The organism is Halobacteriovoraceae bacterium (assembly GCA_020635115.1).
Classification (GTDB): domain Bacteria; phylum Bdellovibrionota; class Bacteriovoracia; order Bacteriovoracales; family Bacteriovoracaceae; genus JACKAK01.
In genome coordinates, this window is the sequence record JACKAK010000003.1 from 19,491 (window position 1) to 45,762 (window position 26,272).

The window sequence follows — 26,272 nt, forward strand, 5'->3', positions numbered from 1 at the left end:
CCCCTTAAATTATTTCAAAATAACGTTTTAATTCCCAATCCGTTACGGATGATGCTGCTTGTTTTGCCTCCCAAAGTCTGGTCGCTGTGAAGTGGTCAACAAAAGCATCTCCAAAAAGATCTCTTGCAATCTCAGAAGAGTTCATCAGTTCACTGGCCTCTGTAAGACTTTTAGGCAAGGTTCCATTTGAGAAATTCTTATACCCGTTTCCAATGGTTTCTTCGACTTCCAAATCAAGGTTATTTTTCACTCCATAAAAACCTGTGGCCAGGGATGCGGCCATTGCCAAGTATGGATTTACATCTGAACCAGGAACTCTCATTTCAATTCGAGTCGATTTTGAATTTCCAGGTAGAGCTCTAATGGCGACAGTTCTATTGTCAATTGCCCAAGTTATAGTGGTTGGGGCCCAAGCGCCTTCAACTAATCTTTTGTAGGAATTTATCGTAGGAGCATACATAGGAAGAACATAAGGCAAAAGTTTTAATTGTCCAGCGATATATGATCTCATTATTTTGCTCATCTTTTTTGGACTATTTTCATCAAAAAAAACATTTTTTCCATTTTTCCATAGCGACTGATGAAGATGTCCACCACAGCCTGGATAATCGTCACTCCATTTGGCCATAAAAGTAGGAATTATTCCATGTTTGTGTGCGATTTCTTTAACCGAAGTTTTAAAGAGTACTGCTTTATCAGCTGCTTCAATAATGTCATCATAGATAATGGCGGCCTCATATACACCAGGGCCAGTTTCAGTATGTAGACCTTCCAGAGGGATATTAAACTTAAGAAGCAAATCAAATAAATCGTTAAAAAACAAATTGTTTTGTGATGATCTCAAAATGGAGTAGCCAAACATTCCTTGAGTTATTGGATTTGGTTTATAAAAACCTCTTTCGTGGAGACTTTCAGAGTCTTCTTCAAAATTAAACCATTCAAATTCTTGTGAGAAGATTGAATTATATCCACTATCGGTTACTACCTTATTAACTTTTTTTAGAACAGAGCGAGGGCAGATATCATGGTGTGAGCCATCATTTTTTCTAAAATCTCCAAGAACGAAAGGGATATCATTATCCCATGGAATTGTTCTAAAAGTGTTAATATCTATTTGCGCAATTGCGTCAGGATATCCAGAATGCCATCCAGTTAATTTTAGATCAATATCATAGCAACGATCATTCATATCCCAACCGAAGACGACATCACAAAAACCGGTATTTCCTTCTAGAGCACTTATAAATTTATCCTTATGTATAACCTTTCCTCGCAAGACGCCGTCAATATCAGTCACAGCAAATTTTACTTTTTGTCCAGGATAACTATTTACTTCATCAATAACTTGTTGCTTCGATAGTTTCATATGTTTCCTCCTTGTATGTTAGACGGAATCCAATCCAAAATGAGAAAAGGAAACCAAAGAAATATGATTTAAATTGAGTAGACTAATATATTTAACAAATTGATGTGTCACTCTAATATTGATCTCTGATTATAATATATGGAATTGAATATTAATATATTGCACAAGTTTTTGTCGAACAGTTTACTTTGTAACTTGGAGTCGTAAACTTATTCATGGGTTTAATTCTTATTTGCAATCGATAAGGATTTAATTTAATTTCAAAACTTGTGAAGGATGATTCAGATTGATAGAATTGAATATTTTCAAGGGCATTTAATATGTTTTCACTATTTAATATGGAAACATGAGAAAATTCAAGTTCACCATCTAATTGTTTGTAGTAGCAGGTCAGCTGAAATAGGTCACCTCTTCCTTGTCCCAATAGAGGACATAAAGACTTTGCAAACTCTTTTTGATTCTGATCATAGAATGAATTTAAGCTTTTAAATAGATGATCTCTAATAGATTTATAAAAATCTAAAAGAACTGACTTTAATTCAAGACTTAAATCACCTGGTAAACTTGGTAACCCAGCTCTATCCCAATCGTTTCCAAATTGTTCCGAAGGAGATAAATCTGAAATTTTATGCATTTGAATACACATTTGAGAAAATTGATATTCTATAAGTCCGTTGAGTTCATTTTGTAAATTGATAGAGTTTTCGAATTGTGAAAAATATTGAGTATAGAAGCTTTTTATCCCCCCACTTTTGGTATTTACAAAAGCGTCCTTTTTAGTAAGCTTGACTGAGAGAGGAAATATTTCATTATCATTTTTACCTTTCAATAATATATCTGCTTCTTTCCATACATCATTATGCGATCCTCCAGTTATTTTACCCACAAGAAAGATATTTTTGACTTCAAATTTAATGCAATGAGTAATTTCATCTGCTGCATTAAATGCCCAGACTGAAATTTTATGAATCAACTTTGGTTCTATTTTCCTCAATTCTCTTTCATAAAAAACAAGTTTTGCTTTGAAGAGTCCACTTAAACTTGTCAAGAACTGTTCTTCAAGTCCTAATATTCGTGAAAGAGCATTGGCCATACCAAATTCAAACAGATTGCCCTTATACTCATTAACAAGAGCTTGTGAGGACTTTAAGCTCTCTGGATTCAAAGTTTGCATATCAACCTCAATTTTTTTATAGGCAATTAAAAATTTTTTTTATAGTATACACCCCAACAAAATTAACTGTTGGATCGTTTAATGGCAAACCCATTTCCCCGTATGCTCACTAAGATAGATGATTTGAGCATAGTACATATCGAGGAACTTTGCCGCACTGCTTTTGAATTTAAACAAAATGCGGGTGCTCCTATTCAGTTTTTAAATCCCCCAAGATTTATGACCTGTCTGTTTCTAGAAAATTCAACACGAACTAAATTATCCTTTGAACGCGCAGCGCATTCTATCGGTCTTACACCCATTCAATTTAACCCCTCAACTTCAAGCTTAAATAAAGGTGAAGAACTCGAAGAAACTCTTTTTACACTTTCACAACAAGGAATCGAAATCTGCATCATTAGAAGCAGCGAAAATGAATATTGGAAACATTTCTCAAAAGATCTAAAAATCAAAGTAATAAATGGCGGAGATGGAACAAATGAACATCCTTCACAGGCCTTATTAGATCTCATGACATTGATGGAGTGTACTGAAAATTTAGAAGGAAAATCTCTAACTATCTTTGGAGATAGTGCACATTCTCGAGTAGCTCATTCACTTGTCAAACTTCTAAGAATGATCGGCCTACAAATTAAATTGTGTGGGCCATTGGAACTTGTTGATATGGAACTCATAAGTGATAATGTCATTCATACAGATAATTTCGATGAGGGATTAGAAAGCGACTTTCTCTACTTTTTAAGGGTCCAAGGAGAAAGACTGAGTGTAGATCAGGCAGAACAATCATTTCAAATGATGAATAATTATGGACTCTCGCTAGAAAGATACGAGAAACTTTTTCACCGACCACCAGTACTACATCCAGGCCCAGTAAATTTAGGTGTTGAAATACACAAAGATTTTCTTAGAAAAAAATTTAAACATCCTGCAGGGCAAATGATTCACCGCCAGGTAGAGAATTCAATCTATATGAGAATGGCCATTTTAAGCGCCATGCTTCACAGAGGATAATATGAAAGATGAAGTTTCACAATTTTACCTGGATCTGAAAAAGACCCAGGCCTATTTACATTTCTCAGATGGAAAAACATTCATAGGCCATATCAATAAGGATAAATCTGATCCAATAGTTGAAAATGGTATTTGGGCAGAGGCCGCATTCACCACAGGAATGAGTGGGTATCAAGAAACTGCAACAGATCCTTCATTTCTTGGACAGCATATTATTTTTTCTTCTGCTCACATAGGAAATTATCCCTCAGATGAACGAGTAAACCAATCTGAAAAAATTCATGCAGCTTGTCTTATAGCTAGAAACTTCTCTTACAACACATTCTTAGCAAAAAGTGGAGTTACTCTATTTAGTGGAACTGATACAAGATCACTTGTGAAATATCTTGTAAATAATAAAGGCCAACATAAAAGTGTTCTATCACTAAGTAATAAAGCTCCTAGTGCTCGCGAATTTGAAAAACACTCTCTAATTTGTAATGATTTATCTCAAGTTACTTGGCCTAAAAAAGGTCATACTATTATTAACGAAGGCCCAAGTCCTATAGTACTTATAAATTATGGCGTCAAACAAGCTATTGTCGATCAGCTAAAAATTCTAAATAAACCCCTAGTCGTGGTAAACGCTTTTACTACTTCACAAGAGATTTTAGCTCTAAATCCTTCTCTAATCTTTTTATCAAATGGGCCAGGGGATCCAAAAGAATATACAGATCAAATTGATGTTATCAAAGAACTACTCAAAGTTAAGATCCCCCTTAGAGGTATTTGTCTTGGGCATCAACTCTTAACAATTGCTTTAGGAGCTAAAACCATTAAGTTGCCTTTTGGACAACGAGGCGCAAACCATCCCGTCATCGATCATGTAACCGGAAAAATATTAATTACATCCCAAAATCATGGTTATGCGAGTGAAGAATCATCTTTGAAAGATATATTTGAAAATAATCCATTGAATAAGACAATATTTATCTCTCATACATCTCTTTTTGATAAATCAGTTGAAGGAATTGCTTCGACAGATTCTTTTTTAAAATCTGTCCAATTTCACCCTGAAGCTAATCCTGGCCCAAAAGATGCGCATATATTTTTCAGGGAAATTGCAAATTATCTCGAAGGAAACAAGTATACTGTAAAAACAGAAAATCTTTTTCCACTAGTTGATGTACATTCACCAATCATAAAAACTATCCCATATAAAAGAATTCTCATTGTTGGTTCTGGGCCAATTAAAATTGGTCAAGCATCAGAATTTGATTATTCTGGCACACAGGCCTGTAAATCTTTAAAAAGTCTTGGAATAGATGTAATCCTACTCAACTCGAATCCTGCAACAATAATGACTGATCCCGAAATGGCAACTCATACATATATAGAGCCCATTACAAAATCTACAATTAAAAAAATAGTTGAAAAGGAAAATGTCGATGCCGTTCTTTCAACGATGGGAGGACAAACGGCCTTAAATATTTGCCTTGAACTAGAACAAGAAAACTTTTTTAATGAAAGAGGAATACAGCTTTTAGGCGCTAATGTTGAAACGATTGAAAAAACAGAAGATCGTGATCTCTTTAGCTCTGAACTTGACACTCTTGGGTTTAAAACGGGCAAGAGATATCACGCTCATTCAAAAGATGAGGCCTTATTACTGGCCAATGCTAAAGTTGGTTTTCCTCTCATCATAAGAAGATCATTTGCATTAGGAGGATCGGGAGCAGCACTAGTCTATAATGATGATGATCTTTGTGAAATCTTCAATAATACAGATATCAAATTTCCCGTGACAATGGAAAAATCACTCATTGGATGGAAAGAAATTGAACTTGAAGTGATGGTAGATTGTGAAAAAAATGGGGTAATCATTTGTTCTATTGAAAATATTGATCCATGTGGTATTCACACGGGCGATAGTATTACTGTTGCTCCGGCCCAAACCATAAGTGATCGTTGTTATCAAAACTTAAGAGATATGGCCTTGAAAATTGCTATACATATGGGAGTTGTTGCTGGAGGTGCAAATGTACAATTTGCCATAAATCCAGTTGATGAAGACGAAATTATTGTAATTGAGATGAATCCTAGGGTTTCACGGTCTTCAGCACTTGCTTCTAAGGCCACAGGATATCCAATTGCAAAAATTTCTGCAATGCTTGCAGTTGGTTATACCCTTAAAGAAATTCTCAATGATATTACACAGGCCTCGCCCGTGGCCTTTGAGCCTACATTAGATTATGTGGCCCTAAAAATTCCAATTTTTCCATTTAATAAATTTCCAGAATCCTCTCAAATACTTGGCCCTCAGATGAGATCTGTTGGAGAAGTCTTAGCTTTAGGCTCTAACTTCAATGAGGCCTTTATGAAAGCTCTTAGATCTCTAGAACTTGGGCTTGAAATACCTTCTCTTGGCCAACTTAAAACAACTCCATTTCCTATAACAGAAAACTATATTAGACAAAGATTAAAAGATACAAAAGAGCTTTCATTATTAACTGTTTTAGAAGCATTAAGACTAGGAATTGATGCTAGTGAAATTTACTCTATATCCAAGATTACCCCTTGGTTCATCGAACAAATGGAAACTTTTTTACATTATGAGCGTGACTTAAAAGAAAATGGCGAACGAAGTGCAATTGATAAAGATTATTTGTATAATTTAAAGTTAAATGGTTTTTCTGACAAATACATTGCCTATCTTAGTGGAAAAACCCAAAAAGATATTTTGCAATCTAGAATTACTCATAGTCTAAAACCAGTCTATAAGGCAGTAGACACTTGTTCTGGTGAATTTAATGCTCAGACTCCTTATTTTTATTCCACATACTGCGGAGAAAATGAAGCTCGTCCATTTACAAATAATAAAGAAACAATTGTTGTAATGGGTTCAGGTCCCAATCGGATTGGCCAGGGAATAGAGTTTGACTATTCATGTGTAAAATCTTGCATGAAGATAAAGCAAAGATCTAAAAATGCGGTTATGGTTAATTCAAATCCTGAGACTGTATCTACTGATTATGATAGTTCCGATAGATTGTACTTATCTCCACTTTATTCAGAAGATCTATTTGATATTTTCTGTCATGAAAATCCAACTGGTATAGTTGCATCTTTTAGTGGCCAAACTGGTATAAAAATTAGAGGTTATATAGAAAAAGATTTTAGAAAAGAAATTCAAACTTTCAATTTTTTAGGCTCATCTTTAGAAACTTTGGAACGTACTGAAGACAGAAAACTTTTCTCTGAAATTCTTCAAAAAGTTGATATCTCGCAAACAAAGTCTAAGGAAGTAAGAGGGCATAAACAGCTCCTCAATGCGATGACTGAAATTGGACTTCCTGTCATTATACGTCCTTCTTATGTTATTGGAGGGGAATCAATGTTTATTTTTAAAAACTTTGATGACGTCAACGAATTGCCAAAACCAATTATTGAATCCCTACATAAAGAAACTGCACTGTTTCAAGTTGAGACTTATCTTGAAAGAGCAATTGAATATGATGTTGATCTCATACGAGATAAAGAAGGAAATTGTATTTTTACAATCTGTGAACATATTGAATATGCAGGAGTTCACTCTGGAGACTCTGGAATGATCTCTCCTCCAGTAGCTCTTACATCTCAGATGTATGAAAAGTTAAAAAAGATCTCAAAAGAAATGGCCGCAGAACTTAACGTGATAGGCCCAATCAATTTCCAATATGCTGTAAAGGATGAAAAGGTGTATTGTATTGAGGCAAATCCTAGAGGTTCTCGGACGCTACCTTTTTTAAGTAAGGCCTATAATTTAGATCTACCAGGAGTTGCAAGTTCTGCAATGTTAGGCGAGACAATCCAACCTTGGGATAGTGAGACTTGTGATTTTTTCTGTGTAAAACAATCAACCTTTCCATTTGATAGATTTGTTCAAGATAATATCATTTTAGGCCCAAAAATGCGCTCAACCGGGGAAACTTTCGGAATCGACAAAGACAAGGAGATGGCAATTCTAAAGTCGTATCTTGGAAATTACCCAAAACTTTTGGGGCCAGGAAAAATAGTGATTTCACTCGCTGACACAAGCAAACAAATTCTACTCACCTATTTGAAACCACTTAAGCGAAGAGGTTATGAATTTGTAGCAACACCAGGGACTTATAAATACATAAAAAAACAAGGTGTTGAATGTACTCTTGTTTCTAAATTAGAAGATGAAAAAGAAGACAATATTTCAAATATTGTTCAGGCCTTGAAAGATGAGGGAGTAAAAATGGTCTTTAACACTCCAATGGATAGTGGAAATTCAAAATCTGATGGTGAACAAATCCGAAATACTGCCATTTCCTACGGGATACCTTGTTTTACGAGAGAAGAAAATATTAAGGCCGTCGTGGAGTGCTTAATTGCTTCTACACATAATGAATTAATTCCTGTATCATTACAGTATTTACATCAAAAAAAAATGGATAATTTATGAGTGCATTAGATCATGTAATTGTCGCTTTAGATAATATGAATAAGAATCAAATTTTTGAATTTCTTCAAAAAGCAGACAATAAAATACCTACTATCAAAATTGGACTTGAACAGTTTTGCAATTATGGCCAGGACTTTGTTTTTGAAATCAGAGAAAAACATAAGTTAAATATATTTCTTGATCTTAAACTTCATGATATTCCAAATACTGTACATAAAGCAATTGCATCTTTAAACGGACTTCCACTAGAGTTACTTACAATACATCTTACAGGTGGAGCAAGAATGATAGAAGAAGCACTTATCGCGGCCAGAGAAAATCTTGCGGGAACAAAGATTATTGGGGTTACATATTTAACGTCCTTGGACCAAAGTGATTTTAAACAACTCTGGGGTTTTGAAGAAGAACAAATCAAAGGTCAATTTCAAAGACTCATTAAACTGGCCCTCGATCAGTCTTTACACGGTATAGTGTGTTCCCCTTTAGAACTCGATTGGGTTAAAGAAATTGAAAATGCTCATGACAACAATGTCTTAAAAGTGTGCCCAGGAATTCGCTTTGCGCATGAAATAGGTAAAAATCAGCACGATCAAAAAAGAGTCATGACTCCAACTGAGGCCATGGACAAGGGGGCCGATTATTTAGTTATGGGTAGATCTCTTACTCAATGTGAAGACTTGGTTTCAGGTTTAAAGAACCTTTTTTCAGTCTAAGAATAATTTCTTGTTGAGAGATTCAACTATTTTTTTAACATTTCTTACATTATCGTAGATATGTAGTTCATTTATATTGTTTATACTTTTTATTTTTCCAGTGTAACTTAAATATTTATGAATTTCATTTTCTAACTCTTCCACCTGAAGCGCATCGACTGGTATTTGATAGATAAAATGAATCCTTGTCATATCATATTCGGGCAATTGCGAAACATCGATAAAAGGAGGGAGAATCTGATCACTTACAACGTAATCTGCAAGAACAGGATTTGCCCAAAGTAAAAATATTCCTAGATGAAGTTTTAAAATTTTGTGCATCTTAAACCTCTTGTCCTTCTAGATATGATATAATTTTTTTTATATTTTCAACTTTGTCATAAATTTGAATTTCACCAAGGTTTATAAAATGCTTTATACGCCCATATTTCCCCATAAGAGTGCGAATCGTTTTCATTTCTGAAAGTATCTCTCTGTTTCTATTTTTTTTAACGTAGATAAACAGAGACCTCTCTTGAGGCCCATCTGATAAATCACTGACTGTAAAGAATGGTTTTAAATTCAAATCATCAGAAAAAGGATTTCCATAAATTCTTAAAGATATAAGTGTAAAGACGACACAAAAAGAAAATTTCATAAAAACTCCAAAATACAAAAAATTTTAACAGACTCATTTTAACAAGGACTTTAGTAATTTTTGTCATGATGAAGAACGTATTTTGTGAATTTTGTGTTAAAAAATTCTCTTTTCAAGGTAGCGGTAGATATAAGACAAAGCATTCTTATTATGAGTAAATGACTCTTTAATTTTTTGATTTGAAATATTTTGGGCCAAATCATTAGTCAATTGATAGCAAATGCCTAAATGATTTTTTGCTTCATGTTTAATTTCTTCGCATGCTTTTTTAAGAGCAATTTTATCAATTTCAACCAGCGACATTTCATTTTTTTGAAATTTTTTAAATTCTTCTGGATTTCTATCAAACCAGTTCATTGTGACTGAGTTTACAATTCCATTTTGTAAATCTAAGTTGAGATCTTTAAATGACTGATCACTGTAATCTAAAGTATCATCAATTAATTGAAATGCCAGTCCTAAATGGAGACCCAATTTTCTCAAACTTTCAATTTCATTATCATTGAGCTCTGCAAGAATACCAGGACAAGTGGTACACCAGCTCATAACACTAGAAGTTTTAAATTCTGCAACTTTACGCACTTTATCTTTGGTGTAATTTTTGTCTTTAATTAGATCTAATTGTAACCATTCACCTTCAGCTAGTTGTCCTATGACCTTGGACATTTCAGAGACTAATCTAAAATTTCCGGCCTCGGTTAACATGCGAATAACATATGCTAAGAGATAGTCACCGGCCAAAACGGCCTTCTGGTTAGAGGATTGAACATTGATGGAAGCTTTTCCTCTTCTCGTTTGAGCATTGTCAATAACATCATCATGGGCCAATGAGGCAGCATGTACCATTTCAATTGCGCTAGCATAGGTTTCCAGAATATCTAAATTAACTCCTAAGCATTTTCCCATAAGAAGTGTGAGAAGAGGGCGAAGACGTTTTCCGCCTAATAGAACAGTTCTTTGAAGTAATTTGTTGATTTCTTGATTACAAGTTTCGGAATTGATATTTAGATCAATGCTTTTAGTTCGCTTAAGAACTTCAACCGGTATATCTGCAAGAAATTTTTGAAGCATCGCGTCTCCACAAAAACCCAATAATGACCAATTGTTACAACCTGCACACCAAAATGTAAATGAATTTAAAAATTCATAAAAATGTCGTGGCAAATAGAATCAGATAACTTGAAACATTGCAATATTATGAGTATGTTGCACTAGTAATTTTATGAAAAGGAAAGTTCCATGGGCAGCACCACTTTAAATTCTAGAAAAAAGGAATCATATAAAATATTTAATCAAATTGCTAAGACTTATGACTTCCTTAATCATTTTTTGTCTTTTGGTATAGACATTTATTGGAGAAATCAAATACGTAAAAACTTACCTAAAATAAATGAACTCGACATTTTAGATTTGGCCACGGGAACTGGTGATGTGGCCATTACTCTTGAGAAAAGTCCACGAGTTAAAAGCATTGTAGGAATTGATATGTCTCACGGTATGATTGAAGAAGGTTTAAAAAAAATTCATAAAAAAAACCTAGAAAATAGAATTTCACTTAAAATAGGAGATGGGGTTCAGATTCCTTTTGATGCAGAATCTTTTGATGTTATCACACTAAGTTTTGGAATAAGAAATTTTTCTTCACCAAAAGAATCCTTAAAGAATATTAAGAGAGTTCTTAAAAAAGATGGCCGTGCACTCATCATGGAATTTTCATTGCCAAAATCTAAACTTATAAAATTTCTTTACTTCTTTTATTTTAGAAAAATTTTGCCTTATATTGGAAATCTCATCTCTAATCATGGAGATGCGTATACCTATCTCAATCAAACTGTCGAAGAATTTCCCTATGGAGATGAATTCGCAAATCTTATGAAAAAGGCCGGACTTAAGAATGTAAGGTATATTCCGCTTACGTTTGGAATCGCAACTCTTTACATCGGAGAAAAGTAATTGATCCTTCCTGGCCCTAGCAGAGATATTTTTACAATTTTATGGCCTAAATTAAAAGAATATTGGGCCAAAAGCGTTTATGAAGATCTCTATAAAAAAGGTGCTCCTTTTGATAATTTTCAATTAGAATTAAGTGAGGTCAATATTTCTCAAATGGCCAAGAATATTTCTCATCGCACTTACTGTTATTTTAGAGATAAAAATCAATTCGAAGAAATTCTAGCAATAGATAGTGTTCATGAAATATCAGAATATAATAAGGTTAAAACTATCGTTGAAAACTGTAAATTCAACGAAAATTGCAGATATTTTGGAGGGAGACGCTTTGATTTAAGTTCCCACCCTTCAGCAGAATGGGAAGAATTCAATGATTGTTTTTATTTTTTACCTCTGGCACAATGGTCGAGAAAAAATAAAAAATATACTTTAACGATCAACTTCCCCTCTGAAATTATTTATGACAAATTAATGCAAGATACTTTTTTAAAGAGGCTTGAAAACACATTTAATATAAAAAATAATATTCATGTTGAAAATGAAAGTGAAAATTTCCAAAATGACTTAAGAAATTACGGTGATCATAATACCTGGGTAGATATGATTGATAAATGCGTTCAGGATATAAAGTCAACTCAGTTGGAGAAAGTTGTTTTGGCCAGAAAAGTCATTTTTCATGCTTCACAAAACCTAAAAGGAAATCATCTCCTTTCTCAAGTTCTCGAAGACCCTCAAGAATGTTATATTTTCTTTTTGCAAAAAGATGAACACCACTCATTTTTGAGTATTTCACCGGAAAAACTTTTTGAACTCAATGGACAAACAATTGTAGTCGATTCAATTGCAGGAACAAGAAATCGAGGAGTTACTGCAAAAGAAGATGAAGAATTAGCTCAACAGTTGCAGGGTTCTATCAAAGATCTTCATGAACACCATATTGTAGCAAAGGAAATTCAAGAGAAACTTCAGGCCTTATGCTCAGACACAATCAACCCAAAAAAAGAAAATATTTTAAAGCTTAAATATGTTCAACATTTGTATACAAGTTTTAATGGACTTGTCAGGGAAGGCATAGATGTATTTGATATCATTGATAAGATTCATCCTACCCCTGCAGTGGGCGGAAGACCTTGGGTTATAGCGAAGGAATTCATCAAAGATTTTGAAAATATGGACCGTGGTCTATATGCTGCTCCAGTTGGTTATATTAGTAAGAATACAACTATAATGGTTGTTGGAATAAGAAGTTGTTTAATTGAAAATAATAATATCCATATCTATGGAGGGGCCGGAATTGTTAATGATTCTATAGGAGAAGATGAGTGGATCGAAACTCACAACAAGATGAAAAACTTCTTACAAATGTTTTAGATCATTGTCAGAATATAAATCGTCTCTGGTGCTCTTTGGTAATTGAAGAGTTATCACGACATTCTATTAAATATTTTTATTATGCGCCTGGGATGCGAAATGCTCCATTCATAAGTGCACTATCTAGACGTACTGATCTATGTATTGAGCATGGAATAGATGAAAGAGGTCTTGCATATCGCGCTTTGGGAGCATCTAAAACATCTGGTACTGCTAGTGTTTTAATTTGTACATCGGGTACCGCACTTGCAAATTTTTTCCCTGCAGTGATGGAGGCATCCAAGTCAAACACCCCCTTAATTGTCATTAGCTGTGACCGTCCACCAGAACTATTATACAATGATACTAATCAAACTATTGAACAAGACAAAATATATCAATCATTTTGTTGTCTTCATATGAATTTAGGAACACCTAATTTGGATGTCTCGCTAAAGGAATTGACGAGCAATATACACATCCTTGCAACAACGGCAATAAATAAACAACTTCCAGTTCATCTAAATTTCCCAATGAGAGAGCCACTGGATCAAACTCAAGGAGAGATTTCACAATCCTTACTTATTGAAGCTCAAAACTATTTTATTAAACATATAAATTATCATAAAAATAAATATCAATACTTTTGCCCTGAGATTTCATTTGAAAATAAAAATGTTCTTATTGCACTTGGGAGTGATCTAGAAAATTTCGAAAACCATCATATTGAATTGCTTAATAGTCTTTCTTTTCCAATAATTGCTGACATCTCAAACAATAAGAGATCTTTGTTGGATAATTTAATCATTCCCACAAAAGAAAACATGCAACTTTTGGCCAGCAAAAATCTAAATTTCGATTTTATTATTCACGTTGGAAGTCGATTGACATCAAAATATTTCTATCAATTTTGTGAGTCAATGAATACCTCTCATTTTTTAAATTTTTCCTCATGTGATAAGTTAACTGACTGCTCTTTTAATTCCCCGACTTATTTTCAGATTTCATCATTTTATCAAATTCTCGAAAAGTACTCTTTCAATAACGCATTAAAATGGAATTTTGACGATAGAAGAGAACATATTGCTGCACAAGATATTGACCTTTTTTCACAAGAATTTAGCTCTTATGTGAGTGAAGAAGATGTATTATTCATAGGTAATAGCTCCATCATAAGATCAATGGACAATTATTTCCTACCAAAAACCCCAACATATAAAATTTTAACCAATCGTGGAGTAAGTGGAATTGAGGGTAATATTGCAATGGGGATAGGTATCAAAGATGCGCTCCCTACAAAAAACGTCACCGTTATACTAGGAGACCTAAGCTTTATCCATGATCTTAATTCTCTCGTTATGCTTCAAAGGAAATCTATAAATATAATTATCCTAAATAATTTCCGAGGCGATATCTTCCATCAATTAAATATAGCCCGAGACCAAGATGTTATTCAAAAAATTTCAACGCCTCACAGTTTTGAGTTCCAATATATTTCAAAACAGTTCAATATAGATTATTTTAGAAGTGAAAGTATTTCCGAATTATTAGTCAATTATAATGAACTTAAAGGGCAATTAGGACCAAAAATTTATGAACTTATCGTCAAACCCTATCATTGATCGTTCCCTCTTAAAATTCAAATACTACACTTTGGCCATTAGGCCAAAGACATTATTTGCATCTATGGGCCCAGTAATACTTGGGAGTGGTTTGGCCATAGGAAAAAATAATTTTTCCATTTCCACAACCTTCTTAATTTTCATTTGTGCCTTACTTTTACAAGTTGCAAGTAATTTAGTTAATGACTATTTTGACCACATCAATGGCGTTGATAATGAGGAAAGACTTGGCCCTACGAGAGTTACTAATCAAGGACTTTTATCAATAAGAGAAATCCGCTGGGCAATTATAATAGTTTATACCATAGCTTTCATAAGCGGTATTCAATTGATGGCCATTGGAGGAATACCCATCATTATCATTGGTCTGACATCAATGTTTTTGGCCTATATCTATACAGCAGGACCTTATCCTTTGTCTCATTATGCGCTAGGAGAAATTATTGCTTTACTTACCTTTGGACCGATGGCCGTATGGGGAACATATTACTTGCATACAGGTGAAAATAGTTTACTTCCTCTTTGGTATGGACTTGGCCCTGGTTTGATTTCTTGGTCATTGATGGCCGTGAACAACTTAAGAGACAGGCAGAGCGATCAAAAAACCAATAAGAAAACTTTGGCAATATATTTCGGAGAAACTGCTGGTCGATACTTATGTTTTATCCCTATACTCTTAAGTGTATTTATATTAATTTTTGTCAACAAACTTGCCTTTATTTGTAATCTTTGTCTTTGCTTTTCGCTGAGAGAATCTTGGTCTAAACTACTGTTTAGCCCTATTGATGAACGACTAAATGAAATACTTGCTGTCATTGGGAAATATCTTTTTTTATACTGTATTATTACTACTCTCATATTATATTTTTAAATGATACAAGCTAAATTCAGTTATATTCAAAAAAAAATAAAAGCTAAAAAAGTATTTTATATTAAGGATAAAGAATTTCACTATCTTGAATCACTTTTCATCAAAATAGAAATAGAAAATAATGTTTTTTGCAGTGAATGCACTCCAATCGATCTCATTCATTTTAACTCAATAAATGAATGTGAGATTTTGTTAAAATCTTTTTGTGAACATGATCACAAAATCAAACACACAGACTTTAATTTATTCGCCCCTTTCTTCAATTTGATAAAGCAGGAGAAATTACCACCTCCACTTCAAACTGGCATAGAGCATCTCCTCCTTCAATTTATTCATTCAAAAGGAAAAGTCATTAGCAACAATCATGAATTTTTAGGTGATTACTATCCAACATCAAATAAAAATATCATGTCATCTCTACAAAATTTAATATTTGTGACAGATACAGAAACTTCTCTAGCTGAAGTAAGGGATTTGATTTCTGAAGGAGCTACATATTTTAAATTAAAATTAGGTTATCAAAAAGAAGTTGAAGATTTGAATTTTTTAAAAAGCTTATTTTTGTTACCTGATAAGAAAATAGTTAGAATAGATTGCAATGAGAAAATTAAGAATGAATTTATCTCAAAATGTCATGAATACATAAATTTTATTGATTACTTCGAAGATCCCCCAACTCATTCTGGTTTAGACGAAAGTAAAAAAGCCTGGGATACACCTGCTCTTTTAAATAAGACACCATTTTCAGAGAAAAATACACTCGTTATAAAACCAACTTTATTTAGTGGTATTAGTCATGTATTCAATTTCATAGATGAACATTTGCATAATCCAATTGTCTTAAGTTCATGCTATGAGGTTGGTCCTTTTCACAGCTTTTATAATTTTCTGTTTAATATTAATAAGTTAAATATGAAACAGGGCCATGGTATAGGTACTGTCAAATATATCCAAGACGTCAAATAATTTAGAAGTAAACTTTTTTTAACCATCTCTTTTTTTCACAATCTAAATCGACTAAATTGAGGATGGATAAGCTTTACATGAGATAGAATCCTAATAAAGAAAGCTATTTACAATAATTTCTATTAGAGTTACTTATGTCATCTATAGGCCAAACTAATATTTACTACCTGGAAGTTGTTGAAGTGTTGATGTGAAGTGAATGTGCATTAACCAGGTTATTTTACGATAAGGTTTTTTTGTGAAGCACTTTCGTCAAATTGCAACTATTTTTAACATTATCGCCTTGATAATGACGACCAATGTCCAAGCAAAAACTAAAGTGCAAATTGCTGAGCAGCAAGTTGAGTTTGTTTCAGATCCAGATCAACACTTAGTTCGAATCTTAACTCCTCGTGATAAACAAGTTCAAAACTCTGTCTATCGTGAGAAACTTGCAAACGCAGTTTTAAATCTATGGGAAAAACTTCATAAACTTGATGACAATTCTGTTAGTGCTCAATCAAATGATGGTAAGTTTCAAGCTGTATTAAGAGTAGATGAAAACGAAGTTCCCTATTTAGAAATTGCAGATTATGAAAATAATAAAATTCATTATAGTTATCTTGATGATGCTCCTGACATTGATGCAACTCATGAATATAAAACTTTAACCGTTGATATCCACCAAAGATTAAATGACAATTACAGACAAAATTTTTGGAAACTTCTCTATCAACTAAATCCTGAGAAAGCTGCCGATATAGACAAGGCCAAGCAAGGAATAGAATTTTTAAAAGATTTGGAAAATAAGGCCATAGAAGAGCTTGAAGATTACAAAACCATGTGGAAAAGTGAAGAACAAAAAGTAATTCAATCAATTCAATATATGGCCTCTTCTTTGATTGTGGACTGGATAAAAATGATCAAAGAACATTCTGATCTCAGTGAAAAAGAATTCATGGAGCAGTTTATCGAAAAAAATAAGGTTTCACATGAATTTCCGGAACTAGGAGCAGCAGAACTTAATAAGTTGATTTTGGAAAATTTTGAAACAGATGAAATTACATATAAATATTTTATTCGAGTAGTACATTACGAAACAGGAAATGCATACATGATCATGAAGGAGTCTGATTATGATACAGAGAATAAACAATTCATGGAAGAATTGAAACGTTATATAGCCAAACAACATATTGACTCAAACCAGGCCAATGGGAGAAACCTTTATATAATGCTTACAAAAGATCCTGATCTGAGTACTTTTAAAGAGGATCAAGAAAAACTTGGAAATATTTTTGATCAAGAACTAGAGGATCTTTTTAATCCAAATAAAATTGAAGAACATTTAAAACCTGCAAAATTTACAAAAAAGTTTAATCAAAGCTGGAAAATTGCCTCTGTGGATAAATTTGATATCGATCCAAGAATAGAAAAGCGAAAGTCTAAAATTGCTCTGGCACTAACATGTGGATTATCTCAATTTTTAGCGACAGGAATTGTCATGGGAGTTGGAGGATATCCACTCGACGTTGTGGGATGGGCGTCTGCCTTATCAGCTGGCTGGGGCTCAGTTATCGGTATATTTTCAGGGACATATGCACGTATCACAAATAGAGGAACTGAAAGTTGGAGAACATTCAAAGGTGCGATGAACGGATTTGCTTTTGGTTGGTTTTTAATTGCCATAAAAAGCGGTTGGGAAGCAGTATTAACACTAAATCCTCAAAAATTCTTAGAAGTTTATGTCTATACACTAGGAATTGCTACATATTTAAACAATGTTGTTAAAACTCATTATTACTCGATTCCAAAGAGTCGATTTGAAGTTGGAGCAACAAAAGACAAAACATTAAAGGTAAAACTGAAGGGATATAATTTTAGACCATCACATAATTATGAAAACAATAAAATATTTCAAAATAAAATGTATAAGTCTATTGAGTCTGTTATTGCAACTCCTCTAAAATTCACAATAGACAACACTATTGGCAGGGTTAATCAGTTTTTTATGGATAGAGAAAGAAGGCCATTTGGATTTGGGAAAATTGATCCAATTGCCAAAGAATGGGATACGTTTTGGCCAAGATATAATGTTGAAAATCAGGCCATATATCTTTTTCCATTTAGTTTCCGTCTAGCATACATAGTGATTCCAAGTATAAACACTCCATATTTTACTCTTCCTCTAGCTAAAATGTTATTTTGGGCCCATATACCAGCAGTGCAGGCATTAGGTATTAAGTTTACTGAAAGACTAATACAGAAAGATTTAGATAATGCTTATGAAAAAGGTTTACAGGATTTAATTAAAGAATTTGAAAATGGATCTCATTATATGTACAAGGGCCGAGAAATCTATAATAAAAATATGGCCAGTGATATTGATAGAATTTTTCAAAAGAGACTAAATGAAAGTCCAAACTCTATTTTGCTCGAAGAGCTTCTTAAGACTTTCAACAAAACTTATAAGGAAAAACTAGATGCTTTATTTAAGTCTCCTTATCTCATAGAAGAAACTGTTAATGAAATGTATCCTAATAATTTTAAACTTCGAAGACAGTTGTTGAAAATTGCAAAAAAATTCAAAAGTAAAGATAACGCACTCATAGGAATGGGTAATGAGCGACTTTCAAAGTACATCAAAAAATCAGAATACAAAGATGAAATAATTAAAGTTCTTGCAAAAATAAATGGTACTATCTACAGAGAACTAACTGAATTTGAAGATGAGTTTTTAGAAGCAAGGTTTCAAAAATTTCTTTTAGAAAAAGATGAACTTTTTCCACATAAGCTAGGAATGAAGGATCACATCGTCGATCAGAAGCTAATGCAAAACTATCATGAAATGATGAAAAAATGGACACGAAACCTACTTGTTTGGGCCAAGCCTTTTCATTGGTCAAAACTAAAGCTTGAAAATTTGACAACTCTTTCAAAAAATAAGCGCTTTGAAAACAAGCAAAAATATAAAGATTGGTACTCGAAGTTTGAAGGCATCCAAATAAGCTCGCGACTTGAAGAAATCAAAAACATTCATAGTTCTTACAATACCAATGGAAAGATAGATTATAATAGTAAATCTGAGGAAGCAAAGGAACTCAAGCAAAGAATAACTGAGGAATTTGATAATAGTTCTAATAAGAACTTTTTAAAGGCATCTATTGCAATTATTAATAGTATACATAATGAAAAATTGAAAGAAGTGAAGTCTCCACATTTCTATATAAATGAATACTCTGACTCTCTTCCAGAGAAAGACGATCTTTTAAACAAAGAACTTAAAGATATTAGTGCTCGCTTTAAAAACATAGATACAGGTATTGTAGATATTGAAAATATTGATTTTCTTAAGCATATTGAAAAAAATCCTAAAAAGGGAGATATCATAAAGGCCTATAAGGAAATTAACAAATTTGTACTTGATCAAATTGCTATATATGAAAAACCTGATTATGGGATAAATACTTACTTTGAAAGGATTAATACTCTCTTATCTCAAACGGGTTTAACTGATGAAAAATTATTAAAGTCTAAAAATATCGTTAGAACTCTTGTGAAAATGAAATTAGTGGCCAGAGCAAAGTTTGATACATTACAGTTGTATCATCTAAAAGAATTACAACATTACCTCTTCCCTGAGTTTTATGACAGTCCCAAGTTGAAAAAAAGAGAAACTAAGGGAAAAAGCAAAATTTCAAATACATCTTTTAAAGTTCCAGTATCAAATAGCTTTACAAAAGTTAAGAAAAACAAAAATGAATGTTTTAATGCTATCTCACATCTTTTAAGTGTCTAGAAATAATTAATGATACAAGTTTTTGAATTAAGACCCCTCTTATAAAAGAGGGGTCACAGCAATTTATTGAAGGAAATTAAAGGCGTCTACGCGGCCACCTGAGAGGCTATATTTTTTTAGATCTTCAACTTCAACTGACGATTTAACAAGTTTTTCTTTCACTGTTGCAACATCTTGTCTTCCGTCTCTAGCTATCATAAGGCCCAGGACTCCTGAAACAAATGGAGTTGCCATTGAAGTACCTGATAATTTTTTATATTTTCCATTTGGTAAAGTTGATAAAATATCTACACCAGGAGCAAATACATGCACGCTTTTTTCTCCATAGTTAGAAAAAGTTGCTCTTTTCCCTCGACCGTCCATGGCCCCTACTGATATCACGTTATCGACTTTATAACTCGCAGGATAGGAAGCATTTTTATCATTATCATTATTGCTATTTCCAGCGGCCGCAACGAAAAGTATTCCTTTCTCGTTAGCAAGCTTAATTACTTTTTCTAGAATCATTGATTTTGGCCCCCCCCCCCAGGAGTTTGACATAATATCAACATTCATCATGATGGCGTATTGAATGGCCTTAACAGCACCCTGAAGTGATCCCCTTCCAGAGCCAGTTAAAAATTTAAGTGGCATTATTTCAACACGTCCCATAACACCCGCAACTCCTAGTTCATCATGAATTGCTCCAATAACACCTGCACAATGAGTTCCATGCCCATTATCATCAAAAGGGTCAGCATCCATATTTGCAAAGTCATAGCCATGGATATCGTCTACAACACCATTTCCATCATCATCAACACCGTCCTGGCCATTTGCTTCGGCCTCATTGATCCAAATATTTTCTTTCAGATCTGGATGGGTATAGTCAACGCCTGTATCAATAATGGCTATTTTTACTCTTTTACTCCCTCTGGACATTTTCCAAGCATTAAGAGCATTGATATCCATTCCGGCAACGCCTGGTTTCCACCATTTGCCAGAATTGGTCCCATTATTTCTTAATCCCCATTGTTGAGAGAAAAGGTTTTTACCTTCATAGATATCTTCATCTTCACCATCATTATTTATGATTGGATCAATTGAATAAGTGTAGTTTGGTTCTACAATTTCTACTCTAGGATCTGCTTTAAGAGCTCGTAAAGCTAAGTCATTTTTTACATCTACAACTGCGATATCTCCAATTTCTGTGGAGACTACGTCATTGACCTTAAGTCCATGAAACAGTGTTTTATTGAGTGAAAAATTTGAATTCAATTGCACAAGGTACTCGTTACTATAACTTGAAAACGAGCTCCCAAAGATAAAAAGAAAAGTTAGATACTTAATATTCATGTCATCATCCTTGATGTTTGTTTGGTTAATACATCCAATTTGTATTAAACTTCATTTATACATTCATGCTATGACTAGAACCACTAGTATTCAACGTTTAATATGTTTTGTAAGAATTTGTTAGCTAATAGCGAACGGTGAGCTCTAAAAGTGGAGCTTTCCACTTTTTATTTTTCTAGCGCCTAGTGAGTATTACGTGGTAATTGATAGACTTCTGTGCTCTAAACCAATCCTGATCCTCAACTAATTCTTTAATTAGATCATTTCTCTCATCTAATCTTCTTTTAACTTCAGTGAATTGAGATATTGCGTTTGAATCACCTTCTACAGTCCAATACCAATCAACAGGTCCAATCTTTGAGTTCTCAACATTATACTTTGAAATTAACTTTTCAAGAGTAATTGGGTTTGTATTTTTTGGCCTTGAGTTCTGTGCATTGTGTGTAGCTTCATCGATAAATATAATTACGGACTTATTTTGAGTTGTATTGGAATCATCAAAAAATGTCTCTACACCTTCTTTTAGGATTGGATAAAGAAAGCTCTGATCGAGAGCAGAATTTGAAGTTTCAGAAAATTGTTCAATAAACTCGCTTACTCTTTTTGCATAAGTTTCAGAAGAATCAAGTATAAATTCTCCAGAGCTGTTGCCAATTAGTCTCCCTTGTCCTTCATCTGAGAATGAAGCCAGAGCAATACGAAGTTTTCTCCCTGAAGATTGAAAAAGCATGAATTCTCTTTCAATAGAGCTTAAGGCCTTCTCTAGAGCTCGTAACTTTCGAGTTCTTTCAAATGATCTTGTGTTGTCCAGAACAATGAGTAGATCAAGATCACCTAGTGTTTTGTTAACCTGTTGCTTTATTTTATCTAATACGGAGCTCATTGCTTTGGTTAAATTTTCATCTTTCCAGTTAAGGACTAGTGAACCTTGATTATGAGTAAGTCTAAGAAATTCATAGGTGGCAATCGTATTTATTCTGTGAAGCTGATCTCCTTTAAAATCAGGAATCCATGCTTCAAAAGGGTTTTCTGGATTTGCAACAGCACTTGAATAATCGTAGAAGCGCTCAAAGTAGACACTCTTTCCATTGCCCAAAATATATTGAATAGGTGTATTATTTTCAGATTCTTGATTTTCTGAAACAGGAAGTTTGTTCAATTGAGGTTGTTCATCTGTATTCTGAATAGCTTGGTTAGCAATATTTTCTTCCTTCTTGTCCACAGAATCAATATTTTGAGTTTTGTTTGCATCTAAGCTTGTCGTTTGATTTCCCTTATCTTCTTGGTTATTTTCAGGCGAACGTGTCTGAGTTGGTGGAGTAGAGTCAGTCTTTTTAGTTTCCTTGTCGTTGCAACCAGCTAATATCAAAAGACTTACCACGGTAAATAATATATGTTTCATAAAAAGGCCTCCACCTGTTTGATAGCGGGTCATACTAAGCTAAATTTCTTTAAAAATATAGAGTTGCTCAGTCTTGATGTAATTTTTTTGGCCCTAAGAAATAAAAAATATTTATTCATTTTAAAAATAAAATTTAAATATGAATTATTCAAGCGCCTAGGGAATATATCCTAGCCTTTTGAATAATTCTTGGCAGTCTCTAAAATTCTTCGTTGTGTATTCACTAACTATGATATCCGTTGGGATAGGGGTATCAATGAGATAATTTTCGAATATGTATAAATCGGTAGCTAAAATCTTTCTAGCGTCTTCAACTGTTTCAGAATCAAATGGTGGATTATAGATGTTTTTCTCGATGAAATTAATTTCGCTTGAGTAGAGTCTATCGGCCATTATAAACTCAATGAATTTAACTGTTTGATTGTTTTTGATCCACAGTGGATATGCGGTCCCTTTAGGTTGAATAGTTAAATCTCGAAATAACTTCAGAGCTGTTAAACCTATAAAGTATCTCAAAGGATCATTTATGAGATGTGAAAATTTTGCTGGAGGCCATCTTTTTTTTCCATCAATACTTATGAGATAGACCCTTTTCATTTTTTCAAGTTCAATCCAGGCCTTATCCATTGAAAGATTTGACAAATCTGCAATTAATTTTACAGGAAATGAATTTGCCCCAAGATATAAGGATTCCTGTACACTGTGATGTCCATCATCAAGGATTATACCTTCCTTTGTTAAAATCCCTTCTTTATATTCATGGAGTTTAAAAATAGCGTTTCGATTTCGCATTGATCTAAACTTCTTTTTCTTTGTCCGAAGTTTTACTTTCACCATATCAAATGAATATCTGCTTTGCCCTGGATGTATGTCTTCAATTTTTACAAAAATAGGATGATTTGTGCCTACGATATTTCTGTAGTAATGAAAATCAATGTTTTGTTTCGGTAGAAGTTCTTCGTTCTTAGAAATAATTTCCTGAAATTCAGATGAATTTTTAGGCATCATTGTATAGCAATTCGTTGTGATAAATATTAATGCGAACACATAGAATAGATGTTTCATTATTTTCCTTCTTTTTTTATAGAGAATTGTTTTCTACGTTCCATTAATCAGATAGTCAATGAACTAAAGATTTGCCTAAAAAAAGAAAAAACCAGAGAATTTATGTATATATATTTCAATATTCTTAGATATCAGTGAAAGTTTTTCCACATCATTGATCCAACTGGTCGAGGAGTTTTACTGTTATATTTGGCAGATGCTTTATTAAGGTAGAGGTTTTCAACTTCGCCACTTACTTCAAAATAAATAATCTGCCCGATGGGCATGTAAGGGTAGACTCTTACAGGCTGCTTGCATGAAATTTCAAGGGTCCAATAATTGCAAAAACCAACATCACCTTTGCCGGCAGTTGCATGTATATCAATACCAAGCCTTCCTGCGCTTGATTTTCCTTCTAAGAAAGGAACGTGGCAATAAGTTTCTGTGTATTCTTCAGTTACACCAAGATAAAGTACTCCTGGTTGAAGAATAAAACCATCATCCGGAATGTCGAAGTACTCGAGTTCTGTTTCTTTTTTTGCATCTAGTATTTCTTCTTTATATACAGCAAGTTCTCTACCTAAGTGTATGTCATACGAATTAGAACCTAGGGCGTTACGATTAAAAGGTTCTATTACAATGTTACCAAGTTCCATTTGTTGTAAGATTGCTTTATCTGATAAAATCATGTGCCCCCCCAGTTAGCTTTATCATCCGATCTGAATCTGATGACCTAATGACTTCGACTGACGACCAAAGAAGTTTTGAGCTTCTTCACTTTCAGAAGCTTCTTTGCAAACTATACACATTGTGCTTGTAGGACGAGCTCTCAAACGAGAAAACGGTATTTCAGAACCACATTCTTCACACATTCCATATTCCCCACATTCGATACTCTTGAGAGATTTTTCAATTTTTCTAACATAGAGATTCTTACGATTCGTTAGTCGTGTTGTGTGTGATAATAGTATACTTTCGTTTGCCTCGTCTACCACATCCCTGATATCTTTTTCTTGATCGATGAGCTCACCAAACTCTTTGCTAATTTCATCAAAAATTTTTCTTTTTTCAAGAAGTAAAATTTTTTTAATTTCTTCAATTTCACTATTACTTAAATGATGATTTTCCCTTTTCCTCATTCCTCCCCCTTCAGTAGTGATGCAAGAAAAGACCCAAAAAACCATAAAAGTTATTTGGGGTAGCGGGATAATAGAGAGATAAGGTCATAGTGGCAATTAAATTAATCTTACACTTTGTTAGAAATTTTATAATCTAACATCTATTCTTTCGGAGATTTTTTTGGGTATTGATTTTTGTTTAAAAAAACAAATTCATTAATAACGGGAGCAATGTCGACTTGATCATTTTCGACAAAAAACAAATCATAAACTTCGTCCCCTACAAAAATTTCAGTATCTTCTTCATGTCCATACTTATCCCGAACTTTATCTTGGATAAAAACAGCTTGTACATGAACGTCTATAGAATCACTCATGGCCGCACCTGTTGAAGTGCAATAGGTAATAAACTCGACATTTAATTGTCCTGTCAAAATCATGAAATCATTGAGATGTGAATTATTTTTTTTAATCATTTCCCCAATGAAAGTTAATTTAGATTTCTGGCCAATTTCATCTCTATCTTCTTGGTCAATATTTTCTTCAAGTTCACTCAAAATTTCTTTTGCCCAATCGTCTTGATCACAATCAATTTGTACACTTTTAGGTACATCCATTCCCATATACGAAAGGTGAAAATATCGGTTCTTCTTTTTATTTGACATGAACTTCTCTACTTTTGTTCAGCTTTTACACATTGTTTTTCTTATCATTCTTTTGGTTTGTAGGCCAAAAATACTTGTCTGGATTTCTTTAAAAAAGGAACTGGATCAATGGGAAAGTCATTTTTTCTAACTTCAAAATGGAGATGTGGCCCAGTACTACGTCCTGAATTTCCAAGAAGGGCTATAACTTGTCCTCGAAAAACCTTCTGTCCTTTACGTGTTAGATTTTTTTTTGCATGAGCATAGACGGTAGAAATTCCATCATTATGTTGAATTATTGTTAAATTGCCATAGCCTGAAAGACCATTATTGGAATAAATGACAACACCATCATCTGCGGCCAAAATCGATGCTCCTTTTTTCCCAGGGATATCTATTCCTTCATGTTTTCTTCCCCAACGCTTTCCATAAAATGAACTTATTTTTAACACTGATGGCACGGGCCAGAGAAATTTCCCTGTATAGAGTTCTTCTCCGTAAAGTAAATCGTTATAATCAAGATGATTTTGAAAGGCCCGTTTAATACCAGCGACCTGAGGGATAAAAAACCAGTTGCCTACTCTAAATTCTTTCCCTTGATTTGCATTCAATATGGCCTGAGGTTTAGTGCCATATGAAATAGCGATTTCTTCTAGACTGTCACCTTCTTGCAAAAGAATAAACTTTCCACTTTGCATGCTGGCACAAGAAAAAAGGAAAAATGACAATAAAATTATTATTTTCATATACTTCATATCGGAGGGTAACTATCAGACTTTAAAATTAGACCGTCAAACCGCAGTTTGTTATCAGACTATTTGCATCAATAATGTGATTTGAT

The 26,272-nt window shown here is 33.5% G+C and carries 21 protein-coding genes; 9 read left to right on the forward strand and 12 right to left on the reverse strand.

All coding sequences use genetic code 11. The features are described from left to right. Positions 1–4: 4 nt before the first annotated feature. Both H6622_04680 and H6622_04685 read right to left on the reverse strand, forming a co-directional pair. The gene (locus H6622_04680; protein ID MCB9060797.1) at positions 5–1,366 is read right to left on the reverse strand and encodes a glutamine synthetase; all 1,362 of its coding nucleotides are present in this window, start codon (positions 1,364–1,366) and stop codon (positions 5–7) included. A 151-nt stretch (positions 1,367–1,517) separates the two neighbouring features. After that, positions 1,518–2,540, reverse strand: coding sequence for a hypothetical protein (locus H6622_04685; protein ID MCB9060798.1), 1,023 nt, complete (start codon positions 2,538–2,540; stop codon positions 1,518–1,520). An 81-nt stretch (positions 2,541–2,621) separates the two neighbouring features. Here H6622_04685 and H6622_04690 point away from each other — a divergent pair, with 81 nt between their 5' ends. Genes H6622_04690 through pyrF form a run of 3 tightly spaced genes read left to right on the forward strand, consistent with a single transcriptional unit; the run spans position 2,622 to position 8,714 of the window. Continuing rightward, positions 2,622–3,551: an aspartate carbamoyltransferase catalytic subunit gene (locus tag H6622_04690; GenBank protein MCB9060799.1), complete on the forward strand. Its 930-nt coding sequence runs from the start codon at positions 2,622–2,624 to the stop codon at positions 3,549–3,551. A 1-nt stretch (position 3,552) separates the two neighbouring features. Continuing rightward, positions 3,553–8,001 carry a carbamoyl-phosphate synthase large subunit gene (gene carB / locus H6622_04695; GenBank protein MCB9060800.1) on the forward strand — a complete coding sequence of 1,483 codons (4,449 nt, stop codon included), beginning with the start codon at positions 3,553–3,555 and terminating at the stop codon, positions 7,999–8,001. Continuing rightward, a complete protein-coding gene (gene pyrF, locus H6622_04700) occupies positions 7,998–8,714 on the forward strand; it encodes an orotidine-5'-phosphate decarboxylase (protein MCB9060801.1) in 717 nt (238 codons plus the stop codon). Before carB ends, pyrF begins: the two co-directional genes overlap by 4 nt. On the opposite strand, the gene H6622_04705 is transcribed toward pyrF, so the two are convergent. From H6622_04705 to H6622_04715, 3 genes are all read right to left on the reverse strand, one after another. Then, on the reverse strand, positions 8,706–9,035 hold the full coding sequence (locus H6622_04705; GenBank protein MCB9060802.1) for a hypothetical protein: 330 nt from the start codon (positions 9,033–9,035) through the stop codon (positions 8,706–8,708). The two genes, pyrF and H6622_04705, sit on opposite strands and share 9 nt — an antisense overlap. Position 9,036: 1 nt before the next feature. Beyond that, positions 9,037–9,351 carry a hypothetical protein gene (locus H6622_04710; GenBank protein MCB9060803.1) on the reverse strand — a complete coding sequence of 105 codons (315 nt, stop codon included), beginning with the start codon at positions 9,349–9,351 and terminating at the stop codon, positions 9,037–9,039. A 96-nt stretch (positions 9,352–9,447) separates the two neighbouring features. After that, positions 9,448–10,422: a polyprenyl synthetase family protein gene (locus H6622_04715; protein ID MCB9060804.1), complete on the reverse strand. Its 975-nt coding sequence runs from the start codon at positions 10,420–10,422 to the stop codon at positions 9,448–9,450. A gap of 168 nt (positions 10,423–10,590) precedes the next feature. On the opposite strand from H6622_04715, the gene ubiE reads away from it, so the two are divergent. The 6 genes from ubiE to H6622_04745 all read left to right on the forward strand — a co-directional run bounded on the left by ubiE (position 10,591) and on the right by H6622_04745 (position 19,888). Next, positions 10,591–11,304 carry a bifunctional demethylmenaquinone methyltransferase/2-methoxy-6-polyprenyl-1,4-benzoquinol methylase UbiE gene (gene ubiE, locus H6622_04720; protein MCB9060805.1) on the forward strand — a complete coding sequence of 238 codons (714 nt, stop codon included), beginning with the start codon at positions 10,591–10,593 and terminating at the stop codon, positions 11,302–11,304. After that, on the forward strand, positions 11,305–12,672 hold the full coding sequence (locus tag H6622_04725; protein ID MCB9060806.1) for an isochorismate synthase: 1,368 nt from the start codon (positions 11,305–11,307) through the stop codon (positions 12,670–12,672). It abuts the gene before it with no gap. Continuing rightward, entirely contained in the window at positions 12,624–14,273 is a 1,650-nt protein-coding gene (gene menD / locus H6622_04730; GenBank protein MCB9060807.1) for a 2-succinyl-5-enolpyruvyl-6-hydroxy-3-cyclohexene-1-carboxylic-acid synthase, read from the forward strand. The genes H6622_04725 and menD overlap by 49 nt, the downstream gene beginning before the upstream one ends. After that, positions 14,245–15,144 (forward strand): 1,4-dihydroxy-2-naphthoate octaprenyltransferase, encoded by a 900-nt coding sequence (menA, locus tag H6622_04735; protein ID MCB9060808.1) that lies wholly within the window; start codon positions 14,245–14,247, stop codon positions 15,142–15,144. Before menD ends, menA begins: the two co-directional genes overlap by 29 nt. Next, positions 15,145–16,110 carry a hypothetical protein gene (locus tag H6622_04740; GenBank protein ID MCB9060809.1) on the forward strand — a complete coding sequence of 322 codons (966 nt, stop codon included), beginning with the start codon at positions 15,145–15,147 and terminating at the stop codon, positions 16,108–16,110. A 238-nt stretch (positions 16,111–16,348) separates the two neighbouring features. Beyond that, a complete protein-coding gene (locus H6622_04745; GenBank protein MCB9060810.1) occupies positions 16,349–19,888 on the forward strand; it encodes a hypothetical protein in 3,540 nt (1,179 codons plus the stop codon). A gap of 63 nt (positions 19,889–19,951) precedes the next feature. On the opposite strand, the gene H6622_04750 is transcribed toward H6622_04745, so the two are convergent. The 7 genes from H6622_04750 to H6622_04780 all read right to left on the reverse strand — a co-directional run bounded on the left by H6622_04750 (position 19,952) and on the right by H6622_04780 (position 26,129). Further along, on the reverse strand, positions 19,952–21,223 hold the full coding sequence (locus tag H6622_04750) for a S8 family serine peptidase (GenBank protein ID MCB9060811.1): 1,272 nt from the start codon (positions 21,221–21,223) through the stop codon (positions 19,952–19,954). A gap of 175 nt (positions 21,224–21,398) precedes the next feature. After that, complete coding sequence (locus H6622_04755; GenBank protein ID MCB9060812.1) at positions 21,399–22,625, reverse strand: VWA domain-containing protein; 1,227 nt, start codon at positions 22,623–22,625, stop codon at positions 21,399–21,401. A gap of 156 nt (positions 22,626–22,781) precedes the next feature. Then, complete coding sequence (locus tag H6622_04760) at positions 22,782–23,690, reverse strand: hypothetical protein (GenBank protein MCB9060813.1); 909 nt, start codon at positions 23,688–23,690, stop codon at positions 22,782–22,784. A 131-nt stretch (positions 23,691–23,821) separates the two neighbouring features. Further along, entirely contained in the window at positions 23,822–24,358 is a 537-nt protein-coding gene (locus H6622_04765) for a dCTP deaminase (protein ID MCB9060814.1), read from the reverse strand. Between the two features lie 21 nt (positions 24,359–24,379). Then, positions 24,380–24,808: a TraR/DksA C4-type zinc finger protein gene (locus tag H6622_04770; protein ID MCB9060815.1), complete on the reverse strand. Its 429-nt coding sequence runs from the start codon at positions 24,806–24,808 to the stop codon at positions 24,380–24,382. Between the two features lie 140 nt (positions 24,809–24,948). Continuing rightward, positions 24,949–25,452 (reverse strand): hypothetical protein, encoded by a 504-nt coding sequence (locus tag H6622_04775; protein MCB9060816.1) that lies wholly within the window; start codon positions 25,450–25,452, stop codon positions 24,949–24,951. Between the two features lie 44 nt (positions 25,453–25,496). Beyond that, on the reverse strand, positions 25,497–26,129 hold the full coding sequence (locus H6622_04780; protein ID MCB9060817.1) for a M23 family metallopeptidase: 633 nt from the start codon (positions 26,127–26,129) through the stop codon (positions 25,497–25,499). Positions 26,130–26,272: the final 143 nt, after the last annotated feature.

Bases quoted from the DNA above. Each gene is read 5' to 3' on its own strand.
- H6622_04765 (MCB9060814.1), bottom strand. From the start codon at position 24,358: ATGATTTTATCAGATAAAGCAATCTTACAACAAATGGAACTTGGTAAC.
- H6622_04715 (MCB9060804.1), bottom strand. From the start codon at position 10,422: ATGCTTCAAAAATTTCTTGCAGATATACCGGTTGAAGTTCTTAAGCGA.
- menA (MCB9060808.1), top strand. From the start codon at position 14,245: ATGAACTTATCGTCAAACCCTATCATTGATCGTTCCCTCTTAAAATTC.
- H6622_04775 (MCB9060816.1), bottom strand. From the start codon at position 25,452: ATGTCAAATAAAAAGAAGAACCGATATTTTCACCTTTCGTATATGGGA.
- carB (MCB9060800.1), top strand. From the start codon at position 3,553: ATGAAAGATGAAGTTTCACAATTTTACCTGGATCTGAAAAAGACCCAG.
- H6622_04750 (MCB9060811.1), bottom strand. From the start codon at position 21,223: ATGAATATTAAGTATCTAACTTTTCTTTTTATCTTTGGGAGCTCGTTT.
- H6622_04755 (MCB9060812.1), bottom strand. From the start codon at position 22,625: ATGAAACATATATTATTTACCGTGGTAAGTCTTTTGATATTAGCTGGT.
- H6622_04710 (MCB9060803.1), bottom strand. From the start codon at position 9,351: ATGAAATTTTCTTTTTGTGTCGTCTTTACACTTATATCTTTAAGAATT.
- H6622_04690 (MCB9060799.1), top strand. From the start codon at position 2,622: ATGGCAAACCCATTTCCCCGTATGCTCACTAAGATAGATGATTTGAGC.
- ubiE (MCB9060805.1), top strand. From the start codon at position 10,591: ATGGGCAGCACCACTTTAAATTCTAGAAAAAAGGAATCATATAAAATA.
- H6622_04740 (MCB9060809.1), top strand. From the start codon at position 15,145: ATGATACAAGCTAAATTCAGTTATATTCAAAAAAAAATAAAAGCTAAA.
- H6622_04760 (MCB9060813.1), bottom strand. From the start codon at position 23,690: ATGAAACATCTATTCTATGTGTTCGCATTAATATTTATCACAACGAAT.
- H6622_04705 (MCB9060802.1), bottom strand. From the start codon at position 9,035: ATGCACAAAATTTTAAAACTTCATCTAGGAATATTTTTACTTTGGGCA.
- pyrF (MCB9060801.1), top strand. From the start codon at position 7,998: ATGAGTGCATTAGATCATGTAATTGTCGCTTTAGATAATATGAATAAG.
- H6622_04770 (MCB9060815.1), bottom strand. From the start codon at position 24,808: ATGAGGAAAAGGGAAAATCATCATTTAAGTAATAGTGAAATTGAAGAA.
- H6622_04780 (MCB9060817.1), bottom strand. From the start codon at position 26,129: ATGCAAAGTGGAAAGTTTATTCTTTTGCAAGAAGGTGACAGTCTAGAA.
- H6622_04680 (MCB9060797.1), bottom strand. From the start codon at position 1,366: ATGAAACTATCGAAGCAACAAGTTATTGATGAAGTAAATAGTTATCCT.
- H6622_04685 (MCB9060798.1), bottom strand. From the start codon at position 2,540: ATGCAAACTTTGAATCCAGAGAGCTTAAAGTCCTCACAAGCTCTTGTT.